Consider the following 22,456-nt stretch of genomic DNA (forward strand, 5'->3'; position numbering starts at 1 on the left):
CCCATATTCCGTTAATTGTAATCAACAGCTTAGAGAATCCGATCGCGCGCCGTCAAGCTGTTAGGGGGTGGCTGTGGACTTTTAAAACGGGTGTAAGTTGGCCAATGCTATACGGAACGATCGTGAAGGGGGCTGCCAAAGCCCTAAGCGAGCTTTGGCAGCCAGTTCTATGTCAACGTTTCAACTTCGCAAATGCCGCTGCCATCGCCGACTCCGGCGCAGTAGCGGGCTTCACCTGTTTGGGCACTGGTTTACCCGCAGGGCGGGCTCCGCCCAAAGATTCGGCGCGTGGTTCGCTGACTTCTTTTTTCATGCTTAAACCGACTCGCCGCCGTTGCAGATCAACTTCCATCACGCGTACTTTGACTACGTCACCCGCTTTAACTACTTCGTGCGGGTCTTTGACGAATTTGTCGGCGATTTCGGAGATGTGTACTAAACCATCCTGATGCACACCGATATCGACAAAGGCGCCGAAGTTGGTGACGTTGGTGACGACGCCTTCGAGCATCATGCCGGGTTTGAGATCCTTGAGATCTTCGATGCCTTCCTTGAAGGTGGCGGTGGTGAATTCGGGGCGCGGGTCGCGGCCCGGTTTGTCGAGTTCGTTGAGGATGTCGCGCACCGTCGGTTCGCCGAATTTTTCATCGGTGAATTTTTTCGGATCGAGTTTTTTCAAAAAGCTGCTGTCGCCGATCAGCCCGCGCAGATCGCGGTTCGATTGCTCGGCGATGCGTTGCACGACGGGATACGCTTCCGGATGCACAGCGGAAGCATCGAGCGGATTTTTGCCGTTCATGATGCGCAAGAAACCGGCGGCTTGTTCGAAGGCCTTGGGGCCGAGGCGTGACACTTTGAGTAATTGCTGGCGATCGCTGAAGGCACCGTTTTGGCTGCGATAATCGACGATGTTCTGCGCCAAGGTGCTGTTAAGTCCGGCGATGCGCGCCAGCAGCGCAACAGATGCAGTATTCACATCAACGCCCACCGCATTGACGCAATCTTCAACTACGGCTTCCAGTGAGCGTGCGAGCTGTGTTTGATTGACGTCATGTTGATATTGGCCGACGCCGATGGATTTTGGATCGATCTTCACCAGTTCTGCCAGCGGGTCTTGCAGACGGCGGGCGATGGAAACGGCGCCGCGCAGCGTAACATCGAGATCCGGAAATTCACGTGCTGCGAGCTCAGAGGCGGAATAAACAGAAGCACCCGCTTCGGAGACCATGATCTTGGTCAGTTTCAGTTCCGGATGCAGTTTCATTAAATCAGCCGCGAGTTTGTCGGTCTCGCGCGAGGCGGTGCCGTTGCCGATGCTGATCAGATCGACATTATGTTTTTTCGCCAGCAAGGCCAGCATGTGGATCGATTGATCCCACATGTTTTTCGGCGCGTGCGGGTAGATCGCTGTCGTGTCGAGCACCTTGCCGGTGTTGTCGACAACGGCGACTTTAACGCCGGTACGCAAGCCAGGATCGAGGCCCATCGTCGCACGCGGGCCAGCAGGTGCGGCGAGCAACAAATCTTTCAGGTTACGAGCAAAGACGCTGATCGCTTCAGTCTCGCCCTGCTCGCGCAATTGGCGCTTGAGTTCCATGTCGATGTGCATGGAAAGTTTCACGCGCCAGGTCCAGCGTACGGTTTCTGCCAGCCAGCGATCGGCAGCGCGACCTTTGTCCTGAATGCCAAAACGTTCGGCGATCATTACTTCGCCGACACTGCTTTGTGCTTCCGGCGCATCAATTTCCAGGGTCATATTTAATATGCCCTCAGTGCGGCCGCGGAACATGGCCAGTGCGCGGTGCGAGGGAACGTTTTTGATCGGTTCGCGCTTGTCGAAATAATCGGAAAATTTCGCGCCTTCTTGTTCCTTGCCCGAAACAACACTGGAATACAATTTGCCGTGTTCCCAGGCGTAGTTGCGCAGGCGGCCGACGAGTTCGGCGTCTTCGGCGAAACGCTCCATCAGAATTTGGCGTGCGCCATCGAGCGCTGCGGTGGCATCGGCCACGCCTTTATCGGCATCGATATAGCTGGCAGCGCTGGCCTGCGGGTCCAGCGTCGGATCATTAAGCAGGGCATCGGCCAGCGGCTCCAGTCCGGCCTCGCGCGCGATCTGAGCCTTGGTGCGGCGCTTAGGCATGTAGGGCCGGTACAGGTCTTCGAGCCGAGTCTTGGTGTCGGCGGTCAGGATGTCGGCCTTGAGGGTGGGGGTCAGCTTGCCCTGTTCCTCGATCGATTTGAGCACGGTAGCGCGGCGCTCTTCCAGCTCCCGCAGGTAACCCAGGCGTTCATGCAGGGTACGGAGCTGGGTGTCATCCAGGCCGCCGGTGACTTCCTTGCGATAACGGGCGACGAACGGGACGGTCGCACCCTCGTCCAGCAGCTGGACTGTGGCAATCACCTGGGCTTCGCGCACGCCGAGTTCTCCGGCGATCCGTTGTTCAATGCTGAGCATGCTAAATATCCTTATTTTACAGATAGTTGTGTTGTGGCTGAGGGTTCTTGCTTACAGGCATTATACCGGAGGCTGGGATGACCACCAGGCCTCAAATACTCGCTATGTAGACCATTTCACTATTCCGTGATGTAGGTCACAGTTCTTGTATAAAAGATATGGTCTTATGAACGTGGACCAATAAAGTAACCTAAGGAGGTTAGCCATGGATCCCCAAGATATTTCTTTCTTATCAGTTCTGATCGCTTGCCTGGTTCCGGTTGTAATTGCTGTTCTCGCTGTGATGGCTGACGAGCATGATGCCCAACACGGAGGCTGGCATAAGAAACACATTTAGCAAACAGCTAAATCGTTTGAAAACAGGCCTTAGGCGCGGGTAGTCGCCTGAGGCCTTGTCTTTTCTGCGCTAAGAAATTCCCCCTGTAGCCTGTAAGCCCGCATGAGGCGAATGTCCTTATTCCATTTCGTTTTGTCGAAATGCATCACCTGGCGTTGATGTGTAAGATAGTCGCGATAGAGGTGAATCATGTCCCGTAAACCATCCACCAACAAGCCAGGCGTTCAACGCCGGCGTTTGGAACAGCTGGCCAGTGAATTCCAGAAGCAGTATGTCATTCCCCATTGTGCGTCGTGCTCACGACCGTGCTGCATGTTGACCGATGTGGTGCTCGAATTTGAATGGCCACATTTTGTGTCGATTTATAATATTGCTGCGTCGCAGCGCGAATTTGACAAGACATTGCGTGATGGCAGTGGTCCGCAATATGTGCGCAAGATGGATGGCATCTACTATACGCACGGCTCACCATGTCCTGGTTATGATCAGCAGGCAAAAACATGCAAGCTGTATGGCAGTGATCTCAAGCCTGAGAATTGCAGTGATTTTCCGGTGTATCGTGATGGCGATGTTTTAATTGCCGATACGCGCTGTGAAGCGGTGGATATCACCGATTTGTTGCGCTATTTACGACAAGCGCTACCAGATTTTGAAATGCGCAATGTGCCTGATGAAGAGTTTCCGGTGATTAACCGAATTAGCTTTCGCACCAAACGGTAAATTGATGTGAGTGAGTAATATGCGCATGATATTTTCTGAGTGCAATACTCAACTAATGGTCTATAATCATATTAAGAAGGAGGCAGAAGATCCACAACGAACCGATAGGAGGTGTGCCATGGAAATCACATCATTTTGGGTGATATTGGCGATGTGTCTGGTTCCGGTAGCGTTTGCAGCATTTGCTGTTGAAGTTGACGAGCTTCTTGCCATGCACTATGGCTGGCACCAAAAACACATCTAGTTAACAGGCTGTTTCATACTGGGCCTTGGATGCCGAAAGGCGTCTGGGGCCTTGCAGCGCTAAGATATCTTGTTCCCTGCCGCTTGTAAGTCAGCATGATAAGACGAACGTACCAGTGGTCCGCTGGCGATATGGCTGAATCCCAATTCCTGCGCGACTTGTTCCAGTTCTGCAAATTGTTGCGGAGTGACATAGCGCTCAACAGGCAAGTGATGGCGGCTGGGTTGTAGATATTGTCCGATGGTCAGCCGGTCGCAGTCATGGGCACGCAAGTCGCGTAGCACTTCAATGATTTCATCATCGGTTTCGCCGAGGCCAAGCATCAAGCCAGATTTGGTTGGAATCGATGGATAACGCCGCTTGAATTCTTTGAGCAATTGTAGCGAGCCTTGATAATCGGCGCCGGGGCGTGCCTGTTTATATAAGCGTGGCACGGTTTCCAGGTTATGGTTGAAAACATCGGGTAACGACTGGCCCAGTATTTCAAGCGCAATTTCCATCCGTCCGCGAAAATCCGGCACCAGGATTTCAATTTGGATCTTGGGCGAGGCGGTGCACACGGCTGCAATGCAGGCAGCAAAATGTGCGGCACCGCCATCGCGTAAATCGTCGCGATCGACCGATGTGATCACTACATATTTCAAATTCATCGCGCGTATCGTTTCAGCCAGATGTGCGGGTTCATTGGCATCAAGCGGATCAGGGCGGCCATGGGCGACATCGCAGAATGGACAGCGGCGGGTGCAAATACCGCCCATGATCATGAACGTCGCCGTGCCATGATTAAAACATTCGCTCAGATTGGGACAGGAGGCTTCTTCGCAGACAGTGTGTAATTTTGCGCTGCGTAATAGTTCCTTCATGCTCTGCACCTCAGCGCTGGTCGCGGCTTTAACGCGGATCCAGTCTGGTTTTGCCAGCGGCGTATCTTTAGGGATCACTTTAATCGGGATGCGCGCAGTCTTCGACTCACCTTTCAGTGGTCCCAGTTTGTCGCGGTAGTGATCGTTGTCGCTCATGTGTTAGTTATCGCCAGTTGCGATCGAAAAATTAGTATCAGTGTAACCAAGCCGTTGCGCCAGCAGCTGGCATAGGGGCTGGCTTATGTCGTCGATGGCATTGGGCCCGCTAAGATCGCTAAGTTGCGTCACTTCCAGTCCTTGATAACCACAGGGATTAATGCGTTGGAAGGGCTCAAGATCCATGTTCACATTCAGTGCAAGGCCATGATAACTACAGCCGCGGCGCACGCGCAGGCCGAGGGCGGCAATTTTCTTTTCGTCGACATACACGCCAGGTGCATCGCGGCGGGCATGGGATTCGATTTGATAATCGGCCAGCAAATTGATCAGCGCTTGTTCGATATGTTCCACCAGCGGCCGGATGCCGAGATTACGGCGCCGCAGATCCAATAATAAATACACCACCAGTTGGCCGGGGCCGTGATAAGTGACTTGGCCGCCACGATCAATGTTGATAATGGGGATCTTGCCGGGGGCAAGCAGGTGTTCGCGCTTGGCGTTGAGACCCAGGGTGAATACGGGCGGATGTTCCACCAGCCACAGTTCATCGGTTGTTGCGGCATCGCGCTTGTCGGTGAACGACTGCATCGCTCGCCAGACGGGTTCGTAATCGGAAAATCCAAGTTGGCGAATAAGAAGTGTATTGCTGGTCACGGCTTAAAAGACCATGAGAATGCGTTCGTGTGCAGTGAGGGCTAGATAAATCGCATCCAGCTGTTCGCGGCTGCGCGCGGTAAAGGTCACGGTCACGGAAAGATATTTGCCGTTGGTGGAGGCTTTAGTCTGTACGGCCGCTTCGCTTAAATCCGTAACATACTGTCGAATCAGGCTCACGACCAGGGCATCAAAATCGGCGCTGGCCAGCCCCATGGCCTTGATGGGGAATTCGCAGGGAAACTCTAACAGGGTATCGGGGCGTTGTTGCATGTTTAATGCGCGCGACCGGCGGCAACTTCATTTTTGTAGTCTTGATACAGCGCCAGCATGCGTGCCCACATCGGGCCGGGGCGGCCATTGCCCACCTGCAGATCATCAACGCGCGTAACAGGCAGGATTTCCTTGGTCGAGCTGGTCATCCACACTTCGTCGGCGCTCGCAAGATCATGCGTTGTTAATGGGCATTCAGCATGTTCGATGTTGTTGGCGGCGGCCAGCTCCAGGATCAGATCGCGGGTGATACCGGGCAACAGAAAGGGGCCCTTGGGCGGCGTTTTCACCACATTATCTTTGACGATGAACAGATTGCTGGCCGCACCTTCGGTCACTACGCCGTCACGTACCAGGATCGCTTCCTGGGCGCCGGCGTCGATGGCCTGTTGTCGCAGTAATACATTGGGCAACAGCGTGATGGCCTTGATGTGACAATAACGCCAGCGGATATCTTCCACGGTGATGGTGCTGATGCCGTTTTCAAGAATATTTTGTGGCACCGGCGACAGCGGGTTGGCCATGGCATAGATCGTGGCCGGGGTGTTGGCCGGGAAGGCGTGATCGCGGGGTGCGACACCGCGTGTCACCTGAAAGTAGACCGATAAATTGCCGCCGTTGTTACGTTCGACCAGCGTTTGCAGCAGGTGTGTCCACTCGGTGATGGTGAGTGGATTCGGAATGCGAATGCCGTCGAGACTGTTTTGCAGGCGTGCGAGATGCTCATTCAGGCGAAACAAACGTCCGCCATAGACGGGAATGACTTCATACACGCCATCGCCAAAGACAAAGCCACGGTCCAGTGCGGGGACCATGGCTTTCGACTGTGGCAGGAACTCGCCATTGAGATAAACAATTCGATCGGCAGGATTCATCGATATATGCTTATTCAAGCATCAACAGCGCTTTGTCTTTCAGACGGGTAAATATCCCGCCCTCTTCAATCTGTTGCAACGAAACCAGCGGTACCTCGGTAATGATCTTGTCGCCAAGGTTGACGATGACACTGCCGTAAGCGGCGCCTTTTTGCACCGGCGCCATGATGGTAGGTTTGATTTTCATGGCGGCTTTGAGCTGGCTGTATTGGCCGCGCGGAATGGTGATGTAAAGTTCGCGCGCGATGCCTAAGGGGAGTTGTTGTTCGGCGCCTTGCCAGACGCGTATCGTGGCCAGGGTTTCTTGCGAGGAATAGAGACGATGGGTTTCATAGAAGCGGAAACCGTAGCCCAGTAGTTTCTGCGATTCGCGGGCACGAGCGTTATCGTCAGCTGTGCCGAGCACTACGGAGATCAGGCGCATGTCATCCTGCTTGGCCGAGGCCACCAGGCAAAAGCCGGCAGTTTCGGTATGGCCGGTCTTGATGCCATCGACCGTGGGATCCTGCCACAACAGTTTGTTGCGGTTCATCTGTGTAATGCCGTTATAGGTAAATTCCTTGAGCGCATGCCAGGCGTAATGTTCGGGGAAGTCGCGAATCAGGGCGCGTCCCAGGCGCGCAATATCCAGCGCGGTACTGTAATGCTGCGGATCGGGAAGGCCGGTAGCGTTCATGAAATGGGTATGGGTCATGCCCAATTTTTGTGCGGCTTGATTCATCATTGCGGCGAAAACTTCTTCGCCACCCGCGACATGTTCGGCCAGGGCGATGCTGGCGTCATTGCCTGATTGAATGATCATGCCTTTGAGCAACACTTCCAGTGGGATGCGATTACCGACTTCAACGAAGGAGCGTGAACCTTCCATGCGCCATGCCTTTTCGCTGATCAATACCTGGTCGTCGAGTTTGACTTTGCCCGCTTTGAGTTGAGAAAACACAATATAAGCCGTCATCATTTTTGTGAGACTGGCCGGCTCCATTCGTTCTTCGGCGCGATTGGCAGCAAGAATGCGCCCACTGTGAAAATCAACCAGGGCATAAGCACGTGCTTCGATGGCCGGTGGCGGCGGTGCACTTAGATCAGGTTCTGCTTTGGCCAGTGGTGACAGGCATAAGGCAGCGACCAGGAGGGTTGCTTGTTGCAATAAAGAGTGAATTCGACGGCTGCGAATAGCAAGAGCTTTGATCATGGTTGAAAGTGTTTGCTTGAGAGTTGAGAGAGAAATCGGTAACCCATTAACTACTATTTGAGTCTATTTTATCGGCAATGTTCCGCGAATTATACCGCGTTCGAGGGTCAATCGGCGATGACTTTGGTTTTGGTAATCCCGATCGCGGCCAGTTTGGTGGCCAGTTGCTCTACTTCCACCTCATTCGTCAGGGGGCCGATGCGGACCCGGTAAAAGGTTTGCGGCAGGTGGTTGCTCTCGGTGACCTGGATCGGTAGCGGAGCAAGCATAATCAATTGGTTACGCAGGTTTTCGGCATTCAGGCGTGAGCTGAAGGCGCCCACCTGCAGGTACATGTTGACGCTGGGCGGGGCAGGTGTGGCAGCCGCTGTTTCCAGTTGCGCCGGTGGTTCCGGGGTGGTGGTCGTCGGCGCTGGAACAAGAGCGATTTCGACGTCTGCATTGGCCATGACCGTTGCCGGAGTGGCGCCAGCGGGCTCCACGGTGCGGATTTCGACATCGCCGGTCCCGGTCTTGGTGATGCCGAGCTTCAAGGCGGCGACGTAAGACAGGTCGATGATACGGCCCTCGTGAAAGGGGCCGCGATCATTCACGCGCACCACGATTTTGCGGCCGTTACGCAGGTTGGTGACTTCGACATAACAGGGGATGGGCAGCGTTTTGTGGGCAGCGGTCATGGTGTACATGTTGTAAGGTTCGCCACTGGAGGTGCGCTTGCCGTGGAATTTGGTGCCGTACCAGGAGGAGATGCCGCGTTCAACGAAGCCGGTGCTGCTCTTGAGAATTCGGTATGGCTGGCCATAGACCGCATAAGTCTCAGGATTGCCGTACTTGCTCAGCGGTTCAGCTTGCTGAATGGCGTCTGGAATCTGATCGACATCGATTTGCGCCATTTGCGCGCTATCCGGCGCACTGTCTTGATCGTTGCTCTGGCCGGTCGAGCCCGTGCGTGGCAGCGGGCCGCTACAGGCGCTCAGCAGTAATAACAGTGTGGCGCCGAGTGTGATGGGGAAATAAAAGGTTTTCACGCTACATTTTGCAGCGTGAAGGGTGGTATCTGATGGTCCACGGAACACCTTCGCGTTCATTTGCGGTTTTCGCGGATAAAACCCATGGTCAGGATTATAGCGCAGGCTCAGCCACGGCTTGGCGTTGCAGCTGATCGGCATCGCGGATGCTTTGGCTCAGTTGATAAACCGCCATGGCATACAGAGGGCTGCGATTGTAGCGGGTGATGGTGTAAAAATTCTGCAGACCGAGCCAGTATTCATTGCCTTCAGCGGCTTGCAGGGTGATCAGCGCTGCCTTGGTGGTGTCGGGAAGTTGGGGGGCAATGCTATAGCCTTTGCTGCGCCATTCGCCGAGCGTGAGCTTCGGTTTGAGATCGGTGCTTTCAGCAGTGGCGGTTGGATTTTCAGTCGGGAAGGTTACCAGCGGCTGGTTGCGCTCCCAGCCATTGGTGGCCAGATAGTTGGCGACACTGCCGATGGCGTCAGCCGGGCTATTGATAATGTCGCGCACCTTGTCGCCATCGAAATCAACCGCAAACTTGCGATAACTGCTGGCAATGAACTGTCCGTAGCCCATCGCTCCGGCATAAGAGCCGGTAAGCGCCAGCGGATCGAGCTTGTTTTCGCGGGTGAGCAATAAATATTGTTCCAGTTCCTTGCGGAAGAATTCGCCGCGCGGCGGATAGTCAAAACCCAGCGTTACCAGTGCGTCGAGGATGCGAAATTTTCCGGCATGGCGGCCATAACGAGTTTCAACACCGATAATGGCGGTGATGACTTCGGCAGGCACGCCGTATTCCCGCTCCGCGCGCTGCAAAATGTCACGATGTGTGGCCATGAATTCCGCGCCTTCCTTGATGCGGGCGTCGGTCAGGAATATCGGGCGGTATTCGAACCAGGGTTTGCCCTCGGCGGGACGGGTGATGGCGTCAATGGCGTCCTGGCGGAATTCGGATTGCGCCAACACTTGTTCCAGCGCGCGGCGCTCAAAGCCGTGTTGTTGGGTGACGCGATTAATGAATTCCTGCACCTCTGGGCGCTGCACATCGGTGGCGTGGGCGTTGACGGCGAGCGCGGAAGTGAGGCAAAAACAGGCGAATAATAAACGGTGCATGCTGCAAATAGTTCCTGAAATTAAGTAGTGACCAGACGACGATGGGTCTGGATCGACATTAGGATACCGAAGCTGGCCAAAATGGTCATCATCGACGTGCCGCCGTAGCTGATCAGCGGCAGCGGGACGCCGACCACCGGCAATAAACCCGATACCATGCCTATATTAACGGCTACATAGACAAAAAAGGTGAGCGTCAGGCTGCCGGCCAGGATGCGATTGAAGGTGTCCTGAGCCTGGGCAGCAATATAAAGGCCGCGCAGGATAATGAAGAGATACACCCCGAGTAGCAGGATAATGCCAATCAAACCAAATTCTTCGCCAAAGACGGCGAAAATAAAGTCGGTGTGCCGCTCCGGCAGATATTCAAGCTGTGATTGCGAGCCGTTGAGCCAGCCTTTGCCATAGAGGCCACCGGAGCCGAGCGCAATCTTGGATTGGATGATGTGGTAGCCCGAGCCAAGCGGATCGTGTTCGGGGTCTAAAAAGGTAATGATGCGCTCGCGCTGATAATCATGTAGCCCAAAAAACCAGACCAAAGGTGCCAGTGCCGCAAGCGCGACGCCGATGCCGGTGACCAGACGCCATGAAATACCGGCCAACAACAGGACAAACACGCCGGAGGAGGCGATCAGCAGGGCGGTGCCGAGATCGGGTTGTTTGACGATCAATCCCACCGGCACCAAGATCAGCGCCACCGTAGCGGCGATTAACTTGAAGGTGGGGGGCAGGCTGCGATCCGCCAGGAACCAGGCGAGCATCATCGGGAGCGCCAGTTTCATGAACTCTGCAGGCTGAAAACGAAACAGACCAAGATCCAGCCAGCGTTGAGCGCCCTTGCCGATGGTGCCCACCACCAATACCGCTATCAGCGTGATGACGATGAAACCGTAAATCCAGGGTGCCCAGCGTTCCATGTGATAAGGCGGAATCTGGGCGACGATAAACATTACACCAAAGGCGAGCAGCATGCGCACGGCATGGGCGAGTACCATATCGATGTCGCCGCTGGTGGCGCTGTAAACGACGAAAAAACCGATAAACGCCAGTGTCAACAAGCCGTAAAGCAGTGGCTTGTCCATGTGCATGCCCGGCACAATGAATTTATGGCGGCGGCCGGGCTCAACCCAGGCGCCTGAATCGCGAGTGCCGAGACTGCTCATGGTTGATAGCCCTCCAGATAAGCATCAATGATGGCGGTGGCCACAGGCGCGGCGGCGGTGCTGCCGTGGCCACCGTTTTCGACAATCACGCCGACAGCGATTTTAGGTTTGTCGGCGGGGGCGAAGGCGATAAACAAGGCGTGGTCGCGCAGGTGTTTGGCGACGTCAGCTTCCACGTATTTCTGGTTTTGCGCAATACCAAACACCTGCGCGGTACCGGTCTTGCCCGCAATTTGGTAGGTGCGTGGTTTGGCCTGGCGATGGGCGGTGCCCTGCGGTGCCTCGATGACGCTGACCATGCCACGGGTGACGGCGGCCCAGTTGTCAGGGTTGTGAATCGCGGCGGGGGCGGGCATGGGTTCGGGGCGGACGATCAAATCCTCTTTTTCCATACCTTTGACATGATCGAGTAAGTGCGGCTGCACCGGACGTCCCCCGTTGCCAAGGATGGCGGTGGCGACGGCCATCTGCATGGGGGTGACCAAATTATAACCCTGGCCGATGCCAACGCTGAGCGTTTCGCCACCATACCAGGGTTGATTCATTGTTCTTCGCTTCCAGGCGCTGGAAGGCAGAATACCTTTCAGTTCACCGCCAACGTCGATGCCAGTGCGGCGGCCAAAACCAAAGCCCTGGAGGAAATCGGCCATGCGATCGATGCCCAGCGATTGCGCCAAATCATAAAAATAGACGTCACAGGATTGAGAAATGGCTTTTTCGAGATTGACGGTGCCGTGGCCTTCTTTTTTCCAATCACGATAACGGCGCGAATCGCCCTTGAGGCTGAACCAGCCACGACAGAAGACTGCACTTTCAGGGGTGTGTTCGCCAAGCTCCAGACCAGCGAGAGCAACAAAGGGCTTGAACGTCGAGCCTGGGGGGTATTGGCCTTGCAAGGCGCGGTTGTACAGTGGCCGTGATGGAGATTCTTGCAGTGCCTTGTAGGTATCGGCATCGATACCGTTGACGAACAGATTGGGATCGAATTCACCTTTGCTCACCAGCGCCAGCACTTCGCCGCTGGTCGTGTCGATGGCCACAACCGCACCGCTTTCCGGGCCCATGACGTCGCTGGCGATTTGCTGCAGACGCATGTTGAGTGTGAGCACCACATCCTTGCCGGGCGTGGGTGGCGTGCGATCCAGTACCCGCACCATGCGGCCGTAGGCGTTGGTTTCGATGTTTTGATAGCCAACCTTGCCGTGGAGAATGTCTTCGTAGGCCTTCTCGACACCATTTTTACCCATGTGAGTCGAGGCGGCGTAGTTTGCCTGGTCGATTTTCTCCTCATCCTTTTCGCTGATGCGACCCACATAGCCGACGGCGTGCGCGGTCAGTCCTGCGAACGGGTAGTAGCGCTGGAGTTTGGCTTTAATTTCTACGCCTGGCATTTTGTGCAAATCAATCGCAACGGCGGCGACTTCCTCATCGCTGAGATTATCGCGGATAGCAACAGGCTGGAAACGAACGCGCTGTTTATAGCGATCGCGGAAGCGTTTCAGATCGCGGGCGCTGATCTGAATTTTTTTCCCCAGAATGACGAGCGTCGCTTCCAGCTCCTTGATGTGTTCCGGCACGATCTCCAACGAATAGGCGGGGCGGTTCTCGGCAAGAATGACACCATTACGATCGTAAATCAGGCCGCGTGTCGGATCGACAGGGACCAGGCTGACGCGGTTATTCTGGGAGAGGGTCGAATACAATTCATGGGAATAAATTTGTAAATAGATCAGACGTACGATAATGATAAAGATGACGATGCCAATAGAAACGGCGGCGAACAACGCCCGGCTGGTGAACAGCTGACCTTCGCGAATATGATCCTTGATGGTGATTCTAGCCATGGCGTTCTATCAACTCGCCGTACTGCGTGGTTTGATCAATGTTGAAATCGTCGAGATCGCCGCGAATCATTTGACACCGAAGTGGCGGCGCAAGTCTCTCAGGATCAGATAAACCCAAGGCCATAGCAAAGCGCTGCTGAGTGCGGGCAGCCAATATATCCAGCTTTGATGCTTTACTCCGGCAACACCATTGGTCCACAGCACCAGCATCTGGTTTAGCACGATCAGCGCCATCACGCTCAATGCCTGCTGCCACATCGGGTAGACGCGAATCTGTTGATGGACCTTGACGGCGAGAAAACTGATCAGCGCCATGCTCAGCGCGTGCTGGCCAAGCATGGTGCCTCTGAGTATGTCGGCGAACAGGCCGACGAGAAAGCCGGTACCGACGCTGACGCGATGCGGCAATGCGATTGCCCAGTAGATCAGCACCATGGCGATCCATTCCGGACGGAACAGGACGACCCAGTCCGGTAACGGGATGATGGTCAGCATCATCGCGACGAATAGCGTGGCGATGATCACGATACGGCCATGAGGGCGGCCAAGTTGAGCCATTAGCGTTGCCCTCCGGTCGCTGGCGGGGTCGGGACCGAAGCCGGTTTTTGTGCTGCAGGTGCCGAGGGTGCCGTTGCAGGCTTGGTCGCCGTGGGCGATGTGCTCTTGCCCTGCGTGACAGTGACTGCCGGCGTTGCGGTAGTGTTGTTGACACCGGGTTTTGTGTTGCTGCTCTGTGGCGGAGCCGGTTTCGAATTGATGTTGCTTGCGGCGGCCGATCCCGTTGTGGCGGGCGCAAGATTCTGAGTAGTAGTGGCTGGCGTGTTTGCGGGTGATTGGCTTTGAGTGCCTGCTGCATCGCTGGCAGGCGTGGTTGCAGTGGTTGCCGTACTCGTTGCCGGTTTCTGCGGTTGCAGGTTGGGCCATACCAGCAGCACTTCATTGTTGCGTTCCAGTTCCGCGCTAGGTTTGGCAATAACTTGTGCAAACGATTCGCCAGGATCCTTTTTGACCCTGGTAATAACACCTACGGGATAGCCAGCGGGGAACCGGCCGCCGAGACCACTGCTGACCAGAAGATCGCCGACAACGACATCGGCATTGGTCGGGAAGTGTGGCAGCTCCAGTTCATCGCTGGTGCCCGTGCCAACGGCAATGGCGCGCATGCCGTTACGATTGATCGACACCGGAATCGCATGATTGGGGTCGGTGATCAAAATGATGGTGCTGGTCAGAGGCGTTACGTGGACGACCTGCCCCATGATCCCTTTGGCGTCAAGCACAGGCTGTCCTTCATAGATGCCGTGCTGGCTGCCTTTGTTGAGTACGATATGGCGGCTAAACGGTTCCAGATCAACGGAAAGCAGTTCCGCGATCAAGACTTTTTCACTGACTTCGCGGGAGGAATCCAGCATCCGCCGCAAACGTACATTTTCCGCTTCCAGTGCGGCAAATTTTTGGAGACGGGCGCTGAGCAGTAATTGCTGGGTTTTAAGGCTGATGACTTCCGATATCAGTTTTTCGCGAGTCGTAAAACTTTCGCCCATCCATTCGCTCGCAGCGCCGGGCAACGTAACCATGTATTCCATGGGATAAACAGCCAGCGACAAGACCGAGCGCACTTCCTTCAATACATGCATGCGGTGATCCAACGTCATGATCAATACGGAAAATAACACGCATAAGACGAGACGCGTGTTGAGCGATGGGCCGTGAATAAATAAAGGTTTAATGGTTTACCCCGGGTATGAAAACGAATTGTCCGCGAATGAACGCAAATAAACGCGAATGGATTATGGCCGCGTAATTCAGGGCATCGTACCCGGATTGTGCCCAGGACGACGCGACGCTGAAATACCCAATTCTCCAACTCTCATTTGCGTTTATTTGCGTTCATTCGCGGATAAACTTAGGTAAAAAGCATTACTCGATGGAGAAAATCTCCGAGCCACCTTCATCGATCATTTCCAGTGCCCGGCCGCCACCACGGGCAACGCAGGTCAGCGGATCTTCCGCGACAATGACTGGCAAGCCGGTTTCTTCCATCAGCAACTTGTCCAGGTCACGCAGCAAGGCGCCACCGCCGGTGAGCACCATGCCGCGTTCGGCGATATCGGCGCCCAGGTCAGGCGGCGTTTGCTCGAGCGCGGTTTTGACGGCGCTGACGATGCCGGTCAATGGTTCTTGCAGCGCTTCGAGGATTTCATTGCTGTTCAGGGTGAAGCTGCGTGGCACGCCCTCGGAGAGATTGCGGCCCTTGACCTCGATTTCCTTGATTTCCTTGCCCGGGTAAGCGGAGCCGATTTCATGCTTGATGCGCTCGGCGGTGCTTTCACCAATCAGGGTGCCGTAGTTGCGGCGCACATAGTTGATGATGGCTTCGTCAAAACGATCACCGCCGATACGGACCGAAGCCGAATAGACAATGCCGTTCAGCGACAGAATCGCCACTTCGGTGGTACCGCCACCGATGTCCAATACCATCGAGCCGCGGGCCTCGCCTACGGGCATTCCCGCGCCAATGGCAGCCGCCATCGGTTCTTCGATCAAATACACCTCGCGGGCACCTGCACCGGCGGCTGATTCCTTGATCGCACGGCGTTCGACCTGGGTGGAACCGCAAGGGACGCAGATCAGAACCCGTGGGCTGGGGCGGAAAAAACGGTTTTCATGCACTTTGTGGATAAAGTGCTGCAACATCTTCTCAGTGACGGTGAAGTCGGCAATAACCCCATCTTTAAGAGGGCGAATGGCGACAATGCTGCCTGGCGTGCGACCAATCATGCGTTTTGCCTCCATCCCGACCGCCGCAATGCTTTTTGGTCCGCCAGGACCGCGGTCCTGGCGGACGGCGACGACGGAGGGTTCGTTGAGGACGATTCCCTGGCCGCGCACATAAATCAATGTGTTGGCCGTGCCAAGGTCGATCGAAAGGTCGTTGGAGAAAGCTCCGCGCAAGCGTTTAAACATTGAAATACACCATCCCTAGGGAAGAGAATAAATAAAGAAGCGAACTTTACCGTAATTTAACAATTCATCCATGCTTTGGGCAAGCCGCCAAGTATGATACCTTTTGCAGCTTTATCGGCAACCTAGGTCGCGGAGTTAAGTCATGAGTTTAAATCGCAGCGAAGTGGAGAAAATTGCCCATTTGGCCCGTCTGGATATTTCCGAGGCCGATGTCACGGCATACGCGCACAGTTTATCAGACATTCTGGGCTTAGTGGCCCAGATGGATGCAGTTAATGTCCATGGCGTGACGCCGATGGCGCACCCCCTCGATGCCGTGCAGCGGCTGCGGGCCGACGAGGTGAGCGAAACCAATCAGCGCGAGAAATTCCAGGCGATCGCCCCGCAGGTGGAGGCCGGGTTGTATCTGGTACCCAAGGTCATCGAATAATCACGAACACAGCCACGGATTGTGATAAGCCATGCATGAGAAAACGATCAAGCAACTTGCCGACGATTTACGTAACGGTAAGTTTTCCAGCGAAGAATTGACGCGCAGCTACCTGGCGCGGATTGAAAAATATGACGATCAGCTGAACAGCTATGTCACCGTTACTGCTGAGCAGGCCTTGGCGGAAGCGCGCGCTGCAGATGCCGCGCGCAAGGCAGGCAAGGCGGGATTGTTGACCGGTGTGCCCATCGCGCAAAAAGATATTTTTTGTACCGAGGGCGTCAAGACTACATGCGGCTCGAAAATGCTCGATAATTTCATCGCCCCTTATGACGCCACTGTCGTCAGCAAATTCAAGGCGGCGGGCATGCCGATGCTGGGCAAGACCAATATGGACGAATTCGCGATGGGTTCGTCCAATGAAACCAGCTTCTATGGCCCGGTAAAAAATCCGTGGGATGTGCAAGCCGTGCCTGGCGGTTCTTCCGGGGGCTCGGCAGCAGTCGTGGCGGCGCGTTTGGCACCGGCGGCAACGGGGACCGACACTGGCGGTTCGATTCGTCAGCCTGCCGCGTTGTGTGGCATCAGCGGCATTAAGCCGACGTATGGCCGCGTATCGCGCTACGGCATGATCGCGTTCGCATCGAGCCTCGATCAAGGCGGGCCGATGGCGCGTACAGCCGAAGACTGTGCGTTGTTGCTGAGTGTGATGGCAGGTTTCGATCCGCGTGATTCAACTTCCGTTGAAGCGCCAGTGCCGGATTATGCGGCGCACTTAAATGATTCTATTGCCGGACTGAAGATCGGTTTGCCAAAAGAATATTTTGGCGAGGGGCTTGATGGTAGCGTGGTCAAGGTAATCGAATCAGCCATCAATGAATACAAAAAACTCGGCGCTGAAATTGTCGAAGTCAGTTTGCCGAATACGTCGTTAGCGGTGCCCGCCTATTATGTGGTCGCCCCTGCGGAGTGTTCATCGAATCTGTCACGCTTTGACGGTGTGCGTTTCGGATATCGCTGCAATAATCCGAAAGATCTGGCGGATCTCTATAAGCGCTCGCGCGGTGAAGGGTTTGGCGCCGAGGTCAAGCGGCGTATTATGATCGGTACTTATGCGTTATCCGCCGGTTATTACGACGCCTATTATCTGAAGGCGCAGAAAATTCGACAGTTGATCAGCAATGATTTCAAGCAGGCGTTCGAGAAAGTGGATGTCATCATGGGGCCAACATCGCCGACAGTGGCGTTCAATCTGGGTGAAAAAACCGATGATCCCGTGACGATGTATCTGTCTGATATTTATACCATCGCCGTTAACCTTGCCGGTTTGCCCGGGATGTCGATTCCAGCTGGATTTGTCGGCCAGCGGCCGGTAGGTTTGCAACTGATCGGCAAATATTTCGATGAGTCGCGGCTGCTCAATATCGCCCATCAATATCAGCAGGCGACCGATTGGCATCAGCGCGTGCCAGAGGGATTTAAGTAAAAGCCATTAACCGCGAAGGCCGCGAAGTAACGCAAAGATGGCTCAAGCTTAATAACGCGGGGTTTTATAAATAATTATTTTGAGTTAATCGCTAACGGTGGAGATTTTGTGGTGCGATCGAAGGGAGTTGAGTGTTTCTTTGCGTTACTTCGCGGCCTTCGCGGTTAATTAAAGAGGAAATAAAAATGCAATGGGAAGTCGTCATCGGTTTGGAAATTCACGCACAGCTTGCGACCAAAACCAAGATTTTTTCGGGTGCAGCCACGGCGTATGGCGCGGAGCCGAATACGCAGGCGTGCGCTGTTGATCTGGGGATGCCTGGTGTTTTGCCGGTACTGAATAAAGAAGCTGTGAGGATGGCAGTGAAGTTTGGTCTCGCCACTGGTTGTGAGGTGGCCAAGCGTTCAGTGTTTGCGCGCAAGAATTATTTCTATCCCGATCTGCCCAAGGGCTATCAAATCAGCCAATATGAATTGCCGGTGGTTGCGCGCGGCAGTATTGATGTTGAAATGGAAGATGGCTCTACCAAGACCATCGGTATTACCCGTGCCCATCTCGAAGAAGATGCCGGTAAATCGCTGCACGAAGACTTTCATGGCTTGACCGGGATCGACTTGAATCGCGCCGGCACACCGTTGCTGGAAATTGTCTCCGAGCCGGATATGCGTTCCGCCAAAGAGGCGGTGGCCTACATGAAAAAAATCCATTCATTGGTGCGTTATCTCGAAATTTGCGATGGCAACATGCAGGAAGGATCGTTCCGTTGTGATGCCAATGTCTCGGTGCGGCCCAAGGGGCAGCATGAATTCGGTACTCGTGCCGAGTTGAAGAATCTCAATTCGTTCCGCTTCGTTGAGAAGGCGATCAATTTTGAAGTTGAGCGCCAAATTGAATTGATCGAGGGCGGCGGTTCCGTGGTGCAAGAGACGCGTCTTTATGATTCGGACAAGCATGAAACCCGTTCCATGCGTTCCAAGGAAGAAGCCTTCGATTATCGTTATTTCCCGGATCCTGATTTGCTGCCATTGGTGATCGATGAGAGGTTTATTGGTGACGTGAAAAGCACGTTGCCCGAATTGCCCAATGCCAAGAAAGAGCGTTTTATGTACGAATTCGGGATGTCGCCCTATGAGGCGAGCGTGTTGACCAGTTCGCGTGAGCTGGCTGATTTTTACGAGGCGACGGAAAAGGCGGCCGATGGCGAGGCCAAGCTGGCGGCCAACTGGGTGATGGTTGAGTTGTTGGGCGCGCTTAATAAAGTGGGGCGTGAAATCACAGACAGTCCGGTGAGCCCACAAATGCTCGGCGGCATGATCAAGCGGATGACGGATAACACTATCTCAGGCAAGATCGCCAAACAGGTATTCGAGGCGATGTTCAATGGTGAAGGCGATGCCGATGCCATTATCGAGAAAAAGGGGCTGAAACAAGTAACCGATACCGGTGCGATCGAGAAGGTAATCGATGAAGTCATGGCGGCGAATGCCAATTATGTTGCCGATTATCGCGCGGGCAAGGAGAAACTGTTTGGTTTCTTTGTCGGCTTGATCATGAAGGCCTCACAGGGCAAGGCAAATCCTGGGCAGGTCAACGAAATACTCAAGAAAAAGCTACAAGGCTGAGCGCATGTCCTCGCTCCGTTTCTGGAACGAGGACAAATCTTCGACGTTGTTGTATACGCGCACTTGGTTGCGGCCGCTCTGCTTGGCCTGATAAAGGGCGCGGTCGGTGCGAGTCAATAAATTATTAAGGCTGTGTTCAGCGTCATCGGTCGGCAGCATTGAGCTTACCCCACAACTTACCGTCATATTAATGATGTGGCCCTTGTGCGTAATCAGATGCTCGCAGGTGGCGCTACGTATCTTCTCGGCCAGTGTTGCGGCACCGTGCGGGTCACTGCTCAGTGATAAAATCAAAAACTCTTCCCCACCCAAGCGGTAAATGAAGTCATTGCCGCGTGATTGTGAGGTCAATATCTTGGCGAAGTCGCGGAGCGCCTGATCGCCTGCTAGATGGCCGTAGCGATCATTGAGCTGTTTGAAATGATCCAGGTCGCAAATGATTGCGGTAATGATACGATTATCGCGCCGGGCCTGGGCTTGCAGCTTGGGAAAGATATCGATCAGGTGGCGGCGATTATAGAGGCCCGTCAAGGTGTCTGTGATTGCTGACATTTGCAATTCCTGCTGCACACGATTGATTTCATTTTGCTTGTCGCGCAGGGCTTCAATCATATCGGCGAAGTTATTGTAAAGCACATCCAATTCGGTGTGGGTCGGGATACATTCAACTTTGGGTAACTGTCCTTCGGTGACCTCGTGGGTCATGGCAAGCAGACGGTTGAGAGGTTTGTTAAAACCACGAATGACTACAAATCCGGCTATCAGGATCACGCAAATCCCGATCACGAGCAGCAGCAAGGTCCTTTGTCCTTGATGAATCAGTGTCTGAATGAGGCGGGTTTCCGTGGCGCCATGCCAGATTTCGGGAAGGTGGTGATTATTATTGGGCAGCTTAATCTTGAATACGCGATAAATATCGGTCCCCAATGAGACATGATTGTTTTCAGGTGAAAAGTTGGCACCGATCAAGGCGGATTTAGTGCTGAAGATGACTCGTTTATTATCAACAACGAATAAATCACTGTCAGCGATCTTCTCGTGCCAGCGGCTAAGACTTTGGGTGATGTTTCGACCCAGGACCATAGTGCCCAGTCTTTGGCCGCGATAATAAACCGGTTCGGTAGCGATCAAGGTTAGTGTGTCTTTGTCGAACTGAAAAAAGGCGGCGCCTGAAGTCGACGCGGGTTGGTTGGATAGCTGGTGCGCCAATAGGCTGTTGTTTTCATCGCTAATGATTTGGCCGTCGCGGCCAATGACCAGGCGCTGCATTGCGGGTAGCCAGCTGAAGGTCTGATTCAATAAGCGCTGCAAGGGCTTGTGATCGCCTTGTGTAAGCGCTAGATATAAATATTCCTGCAACCGCGTTTCCTGGCTTAGAAGGCGCACATAGTTAAGTTGTTCTGCGCGGTGTTCCTCGAGCTCAAGTTGGTAGATGCGAGCGGCGTTGCTCAAATATGCGTTCGATTCTTCCAGAATGCGATTGCGTGCGTATTGAAAGGAATAAATTAATGTGGCTGCCAGAAATGAAATCAATAGCAATGCGTAGATGATCAGTCGGGAGCGGTAAGTCCTGGGTAAGATCGACTTCATGTGATATTTAACCCGCGCCTCTCAATGTCAGTTACCTGTTAACGATAGCCTATTTATTACTCCAAATCGACGGAGAAAGCATGATCAAAATTTAAGGAAACAAGTCTATTCCAGCGAGATTTGAATGGAAGATACAGTGCCTTTATCGAGACGGAACGCAGCTATTTCGAGAACACCTTGAGTATTCAGGGAAATGATGAGATAGGGGGTGTCAGGATACTGCGCTTCCTGCAAATCAATTAGCGACGGTGTGGCGGCGGTGTGTGGATGTGAATGGTAGATGGCGACTAGCTCTTCGCCGCATTCGCGCATTTGCCGCAGGGTATCGATTTGGCCTTTAGGATTCATGACATAGCGTTGCGCGGGGTTGGCGGCACAGTTGCTGACAGGATAACAATGCCAGGCGTGGCCCTCTTTGCCGCCAATCAAGCCGCAGATTTCCGCTTCCGGCGAGTGTTGCGCCTGCGCCAGGATGGTGTTTACCAGCGGCCGCGGTAACGTTAGATGGCTAAGGGTTCTCTGCATGTGGTGCATCCATCTGCTTGATCGAATTAATCAGAGGCTCCTTAAGTGTGTTGTCCGGCGCTAACCCGCGCCTGACCGCCATAATCATTGTAGCCTATGACTTCCCGGTATCCGGCGGCCTTGAACAAGGCCGCCACGGAATCGCGTTGATCGTAGCCATGCTCCAGCAGTAACCATGCTTCCGGGTGCAGATTCCGGGGCGCTTGCTGAATAATGTTGCGTAGTGCTGCCAAGCCATCGCCGCCGGAGGTGAGGGCGGTATCCGGCTCAAATGGCAGGTCGCCTTGCTGGAGATGTGCATCGTCGGCAGCAATGTAGGGTGGATTCGAAACAATCATTTCAAATGCTTCAGTGCCCAATGCGGCACACCAGTCGCCGTGACGAAATTCAATGTTGTGGATGCCGAGGCGCTGGGCATTGCCTTTGGCGACGGCAAGTGCATCCTGGCTGAGGTCGGTGGCGATAATATGACAGCGCGGCCGCTCATGGGCGATGGCCAACGCAATGGCGCCGCTGCCCGTGCCCAAATCAGCAATTTGCCATTTGGCATTACGCGGGATGCGCACCAAGGCTTGCTCAACCAGAAGTTCAGTTTCGGGGCGCGGAATCAGCGTTGCAGGGCTAACCTGCAACTCCAGTGACCAGAATTCACGTCTGCCGGTGATGTACGCAATCGGTTCGCCGCTGGCGCGGCGGGCAATAAATTCGGCAAACTGGGTGCGCGTGACGTCGTCGAGCAAATGTTCTGGCCGGGCGCGCAACCAGGTACGGTCGCGGCCGCAGGCGTGTGCCAGTAATACCTCACTTTCGAGTTGCGGTGAGGGTGACGTTTTGCCAAGCAATTGGCTGGCGTGTTGCAATGCGGTCGCAATCGTAATAGCGCAAGTGCCGGCATCGGGATAGGAAATACAAAGACTATTTTTCATTACA

The 22,456-nt window shown here is 54.3% G+C and carries 20 protein-coding genes; 4 read left to right on the plus strand and 16 right to left on the minus strand.

Translation table 11 applies throughout. The annotated features are described in order from the left end of the window. Positions 1 to 172: 172 nt before the first annotated feature. A complete protein-coding gene (locus HY272_04370) occupies positions 173 to 2,458 on the minus strand; it encodes an RNA-binding transcriptional accessory protein (protein MBI3771919.1) in 2,286 nt (761 codons plus the stop codon). Positions 2,459 to 2,984: 526 nt separating this feature from the next. Here HY272_04370 and HY272_04375 point away from each other — a divergent pair. Further along, a complete protein-coding gene (locus tag HY272_04375; GenBank protein ID MBI3771920.1) occupies positions 2,985 to 3,515 on the plus strand; it encodes a YkgJ family cysteine cluster protein in 531 nt (176 codons plus the stop codon). A gap of 303 nt (positions 3,516 to 3,818) precedes the next feature. Here HY272_04375 and lipA read toward each other — a convergent pair whose 3' ends face one another. The 12 genes from lipA to HY272_04435 form a co-directional block, all read right to left on the minus strand. Then, positions 3,819 to 4,778, minus strand: a complete 960-nt coding sequence (gene lipA, locus HY272_04380) for a lipoyl synthase (GenBank protein ID MBI3771921.1) — start codon at positions 4,776 to 4,778, stop codon at positions 3,819 to 3,821. Positions 4,779 to 4,781: 3 nt separating this feature from the next. Next, positions 4,782 to 5,435: a lipoyl(octanoyl) transferase LipB gene (lipB, locus tag HY272_04385; protein MBI3771922.1), complete on the minus strand. Its 654-nt coding sequence runs from the start codon at positions 5,433 to 5,435 to the stop codon at positions 4,782 to 4,784. 3 nt (positions 5,436 to 5,438) lie between these two features. Beyond that, entirely contained in the window at positions 5,439 to 5,708 is a 270-nt protein-coding gene (locus tag HY272_04390) for a DUF493 domain-containing protein (protein MBI3771923.1), read from the minus strand. 2 nt (positions 5,709 to 5,710) lie between these two features. After that, on the minus strand, positions 5,711 to 6,583 hold the full coding sequence (dat, locus tag HY272_04395; protein ID MBI3771924.1) for a D-amino-acid transaminase: 873 nt from the start codon (positions 6,581 to 6,583) through the stop codon (positions 5,711 to 5,713). Between the two features lie 10 nt (positions 6,584 to 6,593). Further along, positions 6,594 to 7,775 (minus strand): D-alanyl-D-alanine carboxypeptidase, encoded by a 1,182-nt coding sequence (locus HY272_04400; GenBank protein ID MBI3771925.1) that lies wholly within the window; start codon positions 7,773 to 7,775, stop codon positions 6,594 to 6,596. A gap of 107 nt (positions 7,776 to 7,882) precedes the next feature. Further along, positions 7,883 to 8,863: a septal ring lytic transglycosylase RlpA family protein gene (locus HY272_04405; GenBank protein MBI3771926.1), complete on the minus strand. Its 981-nt coding sequence runs from the start codon at positions 8,861 to 8,863 to the stop codon at positions 7,883 to 7,885. A 34-nt stretch (positions 8,864 to 8,897) separates the two neighbouring features. Then, positions 8,898 to 9,899 carry a lytic murein transglycosylase B gene (gene mltB, locus HY272_04410; GenBank protein MBI3771927.1) on the minus strand — a complete coding sequence of 334 codons (1,002 nt, stop codon included), beginning with the start codon at positions 9,897 to 9,899 and terminating at the stop codon, positions 8,898 to 8,900. A 20-nt stretch (positions 9,900 to 9,919) separates the two neighbouring features. Beyond that, a complete protein-coding gene (gene rodA, locus HY272_04415) occupies positions 9,920 to 11,062 on the minus strand; it encodes a rod shape-determining protein RodA (protein MBI3771928.1) in 1,143 nt (380 codons plus the stop codon). Further along, a complete protein-coding gene (gene mrdA, locus HY272_04420) occupies positions 11,059 to 12,906 on the minus strand; it encodes a penicillin-binding protein 2 (protein ID MBI3771929.1) in 1,848 nt (615 codons plus the stop codon). Before mrdA ends, rodA begins: the two co-directional genes overlap by 4 nt. Before the next feature lie 66 nt (positions 12,907 to 12,972). Continuing rightward, entirely contained in the window at positions 12,973 to 13,464 is a 492-nt protein-coding gene (mreD, locus tag HY272_04425) for a rod shape-determining protein MreD (GenBank protein ID MBI3771930.1), read from the minus strand. Beyond that, complete coding sequence (gene mreC, locus HY272_04430) at positions 13,464 to 14,636, minus strand: rod shape-determining protein MreC (GenBank protein ID MBI3771931.1); 1,173 nt, start codon at positions 14,634 to 14,636, stop codon at positions 13,464 to 13,466. Before mreC ends, mreD begins: the two co-directional genes overlap by 1 nt. A 190-nt stretch (positions 14,637 to 14,826) precedes the next feature. Further along, a complete protein-coding gene (locus tag HY272_04435; GenBank protein ID MBI3771932.1) occupies positions 14,827 to 15,873 on the minus strand; it encodes a rod shape-determining protein in 1,047 nt (348 codons plus the stop codon). A 142-nt stretch (positions 15,874 to 16,015) separates the two neighbouring features. Here HY272_04435 and gatC point away from each other — a divergent pair, with 142 nt between their 5' ends. From gatC to gatB, 3 genes are all read left to right on the plus strand, one after another. Further along, the gene (gene gatC / locus HY272_04440) at positions 16,016 to 16,303 is read left to right on the plus strand and encodes an Asp-tRNA(Asn)/Glu-tRNA(Gln) amidotransferase subunit GatC (GenBank protein ID MBI3771933.1); all 288 of its coding nucleotides are present in this window, start codon (positions 16,016 to 16,018) and stop codon (positions 16,301 to 16,303) included. 31 nt (positions 16,304 to 16,334) lie between these two features. Further along, positions 16,335 to 17,789 carry an Asp-tRNA(Asn)/Glu-tRNA(Gln) amidotransferase subunit GatA gene (gatA, locus tag HY272_04445; GenBank protein MBI3771934.1) on the plus strand — a complete coding sequence of 485 codons (1,455 nt, stop codon included), beginning with the start codon at positions 16,335 to 16,337 and terminating at the stop codon, positions 17,787 to 17,789. 185 nt (positions 17,790 to 17,974) lie between these two features. Continuing rightward, positions 17,975 to 19,411 (plus strand): Asp-tRNA(Asn)/Glu-tRNA(Gln) amidotransferase subunit GatB, encoded by a 1,437-nt coding sequence (gatB, locus tag HY272_04450; GenBank protein ID MBI3771935.1) that lies wholly within the window; start codon positions 17,975 to 17,977, stop codon positions 19,409 to 19,411. Here gatB and HY272_04455 read toward each other — a convergent pair. The 3 genes from HY272_04455 to prmC form a co-directional block, all read right to left on the minus strand. After that, positions 19,400 to 21,001: a sensor domain-containing diguanylate cyclase gene (locus tag HY272_04455; protein MBI3771936.1), complete on the minus strand. Its 1,602-nt coding sequence runs from the start codon at positions 20,999 to 21,001 to the stop codon at positions 19,400 to 19,402. The two genes, gatB and HY272_04455, sit on opposite strands and share 12 nt — an antisense overlap. 105 nt (positions 21,002 to 21,106) lie before the next feature. Continuing rightward, on the minus strand, positions 21,107 to 21,526 hold the full coding sequence (locus HY272_04460) for a M67 family metallopeptidase (GenBank protein MBI3771937.1): 420 nt from the start codon (positions 21,524 to 21,526) through the stop codon (positions 21,107 to 21,109). A 41-nt stretch (positions 21,527 to 21,567) separates the two neighbouring features. Next, on the minus strand, positions 21,568 to 22,452 hold the full coding sequence (prmC, locus tag HY272_04465) for a peptide chain release factor N(5)-glutamine methyltransferase (protein ID MBI3771938.1): 885 nt from the start codon (positions 22,450 to 22,452) through the stop codon (positions 21,568 to 21,570). Between the last annotated feature and the right edge of the window lie 4 nt (positions 22,453 to 22,456).

The sequence above is a fragment of the Gammaproteobacteria bacterium genome, assembly GCA_016200485.1.
Classification (GTDB): Bacteria; Pseudomonadota; Gammaproteobacteria; order Tenderiales; family Tenderiaceae; genus JACQEP01.

Coding starts and splice junctions, on each gene's coding strand:
- gatA (MBI3771934.1), top strand. CDS start 16,335: ATGCATGAGAAAACGATCAAGCAACTTGCCGACGATTTACGTAACGGT.
- HY272_04400 (MBI3771925.1), bottom strand. CDS start 7,775: ATGATCAAAGCTCTTGCTATTCGCAGCCGTCGAATTCACTCTTTATTG.
- HY272_04405 (MBI3771926.1), bottom strand. CDS start 8,863: ATGAACGCGAAGGTGTTCCGTGGACCATCAGATACCACCCTTCACGCT.
- HY272_04370 (MBI3771919.1), bottom strand. CDS start 2,458: ATGCTCAGCATTGAACAACGGATCGCCGGAGAACTCGGCGTGCGCGAA.
- HY272_04460 (MBI3771937.1), bottom strand. CDS start 21,526: ATGCAGAGAACCCTTAGCCATCTAACGTTACCGCGGCCGCTGGTAAAC.
- gatB (MBI3771935.1), top strand. CDS start 17,975: ATGCAATGGGAAGTCGTCATCGGTTTGGAAATTCACGCACAGCTTGCG.
- HY272_04390 (MBI3771923.1), bottom strand. CDS start 5,708: ATGCAACAACGCCCCGATACCCTGTTAGAGTTTCCCTGCGAATTCCCC.
- gatC (MBI3771933.1), top strand. CDS start 16,016: ATGAGTTTAAATCGCAGCGAAGTGGAGAAAATTGCCCATTTGGCCCGT.
- mreD (MBI3771930.1), bottom strand. CDS start 13,464: ATGGCTCAACTTGGCCGCCCTCATGGCCGTATCGTGATCATCGCCACG.
- HY272_04455 (MBI3771936.1), bottom strand. CDS start 21,001: ATGAAGTCGATCTTACCCAGGACTTACCGCTCCCGACTGATCATCTAC.
- rodA (MBI3771928.1), bottom strand. CDS start 11,062: ATGAGCAGTCTCGGCACTCGCGATTCAGGCGCCTGGGTTGAGCCCGGC.
- HY272_04375 (MBI3771920.1), top strand. CDS start 2,985: ATGTCCCGTAAACCATCCACCAACAAGCCAGGCGTTCAACGCCGGCGT.
- prmC (MBI3771938.1), bottom strand. CDS start 22,452: ATGAAAAATAGTCTTTGTATTTCCTATCCCGATGCCGGCACTTGCGCT.
- HY272_04435 (MBI3771932.1), bottom strand. CDS start 15,873: ATGTTTAAACGCTTGCGCGGAGCTTTCTCCAACGACCTTTCGATCGAC.
- dat (MBI3771924.1), bottom strand. CDS start 6,583: ATGAATCCTGCCGATCGAATTGTTTATCTCAATGGCGAGTTCCTGCCA.
- mrdA (MBI3771929.1), bottom strand. CDS start 12,906: ATGGCTAGAATCACCATCAAGGATCATATTCGCGAAGGTCAGCTGTTC.
- lipA (MBI3771921.1), bottom strand. CDS start 4,778: ATGAGCGACAACGATCACTACCGCGACAAACTGGGACCACTGAAAGGT.
- mltB (MBI3771927.1), bottom strand. CDS start 9,899: ATGCACCGTTTATTATTCGCCTGTTTTTGCCTCACTTCCGCGCTCGCC.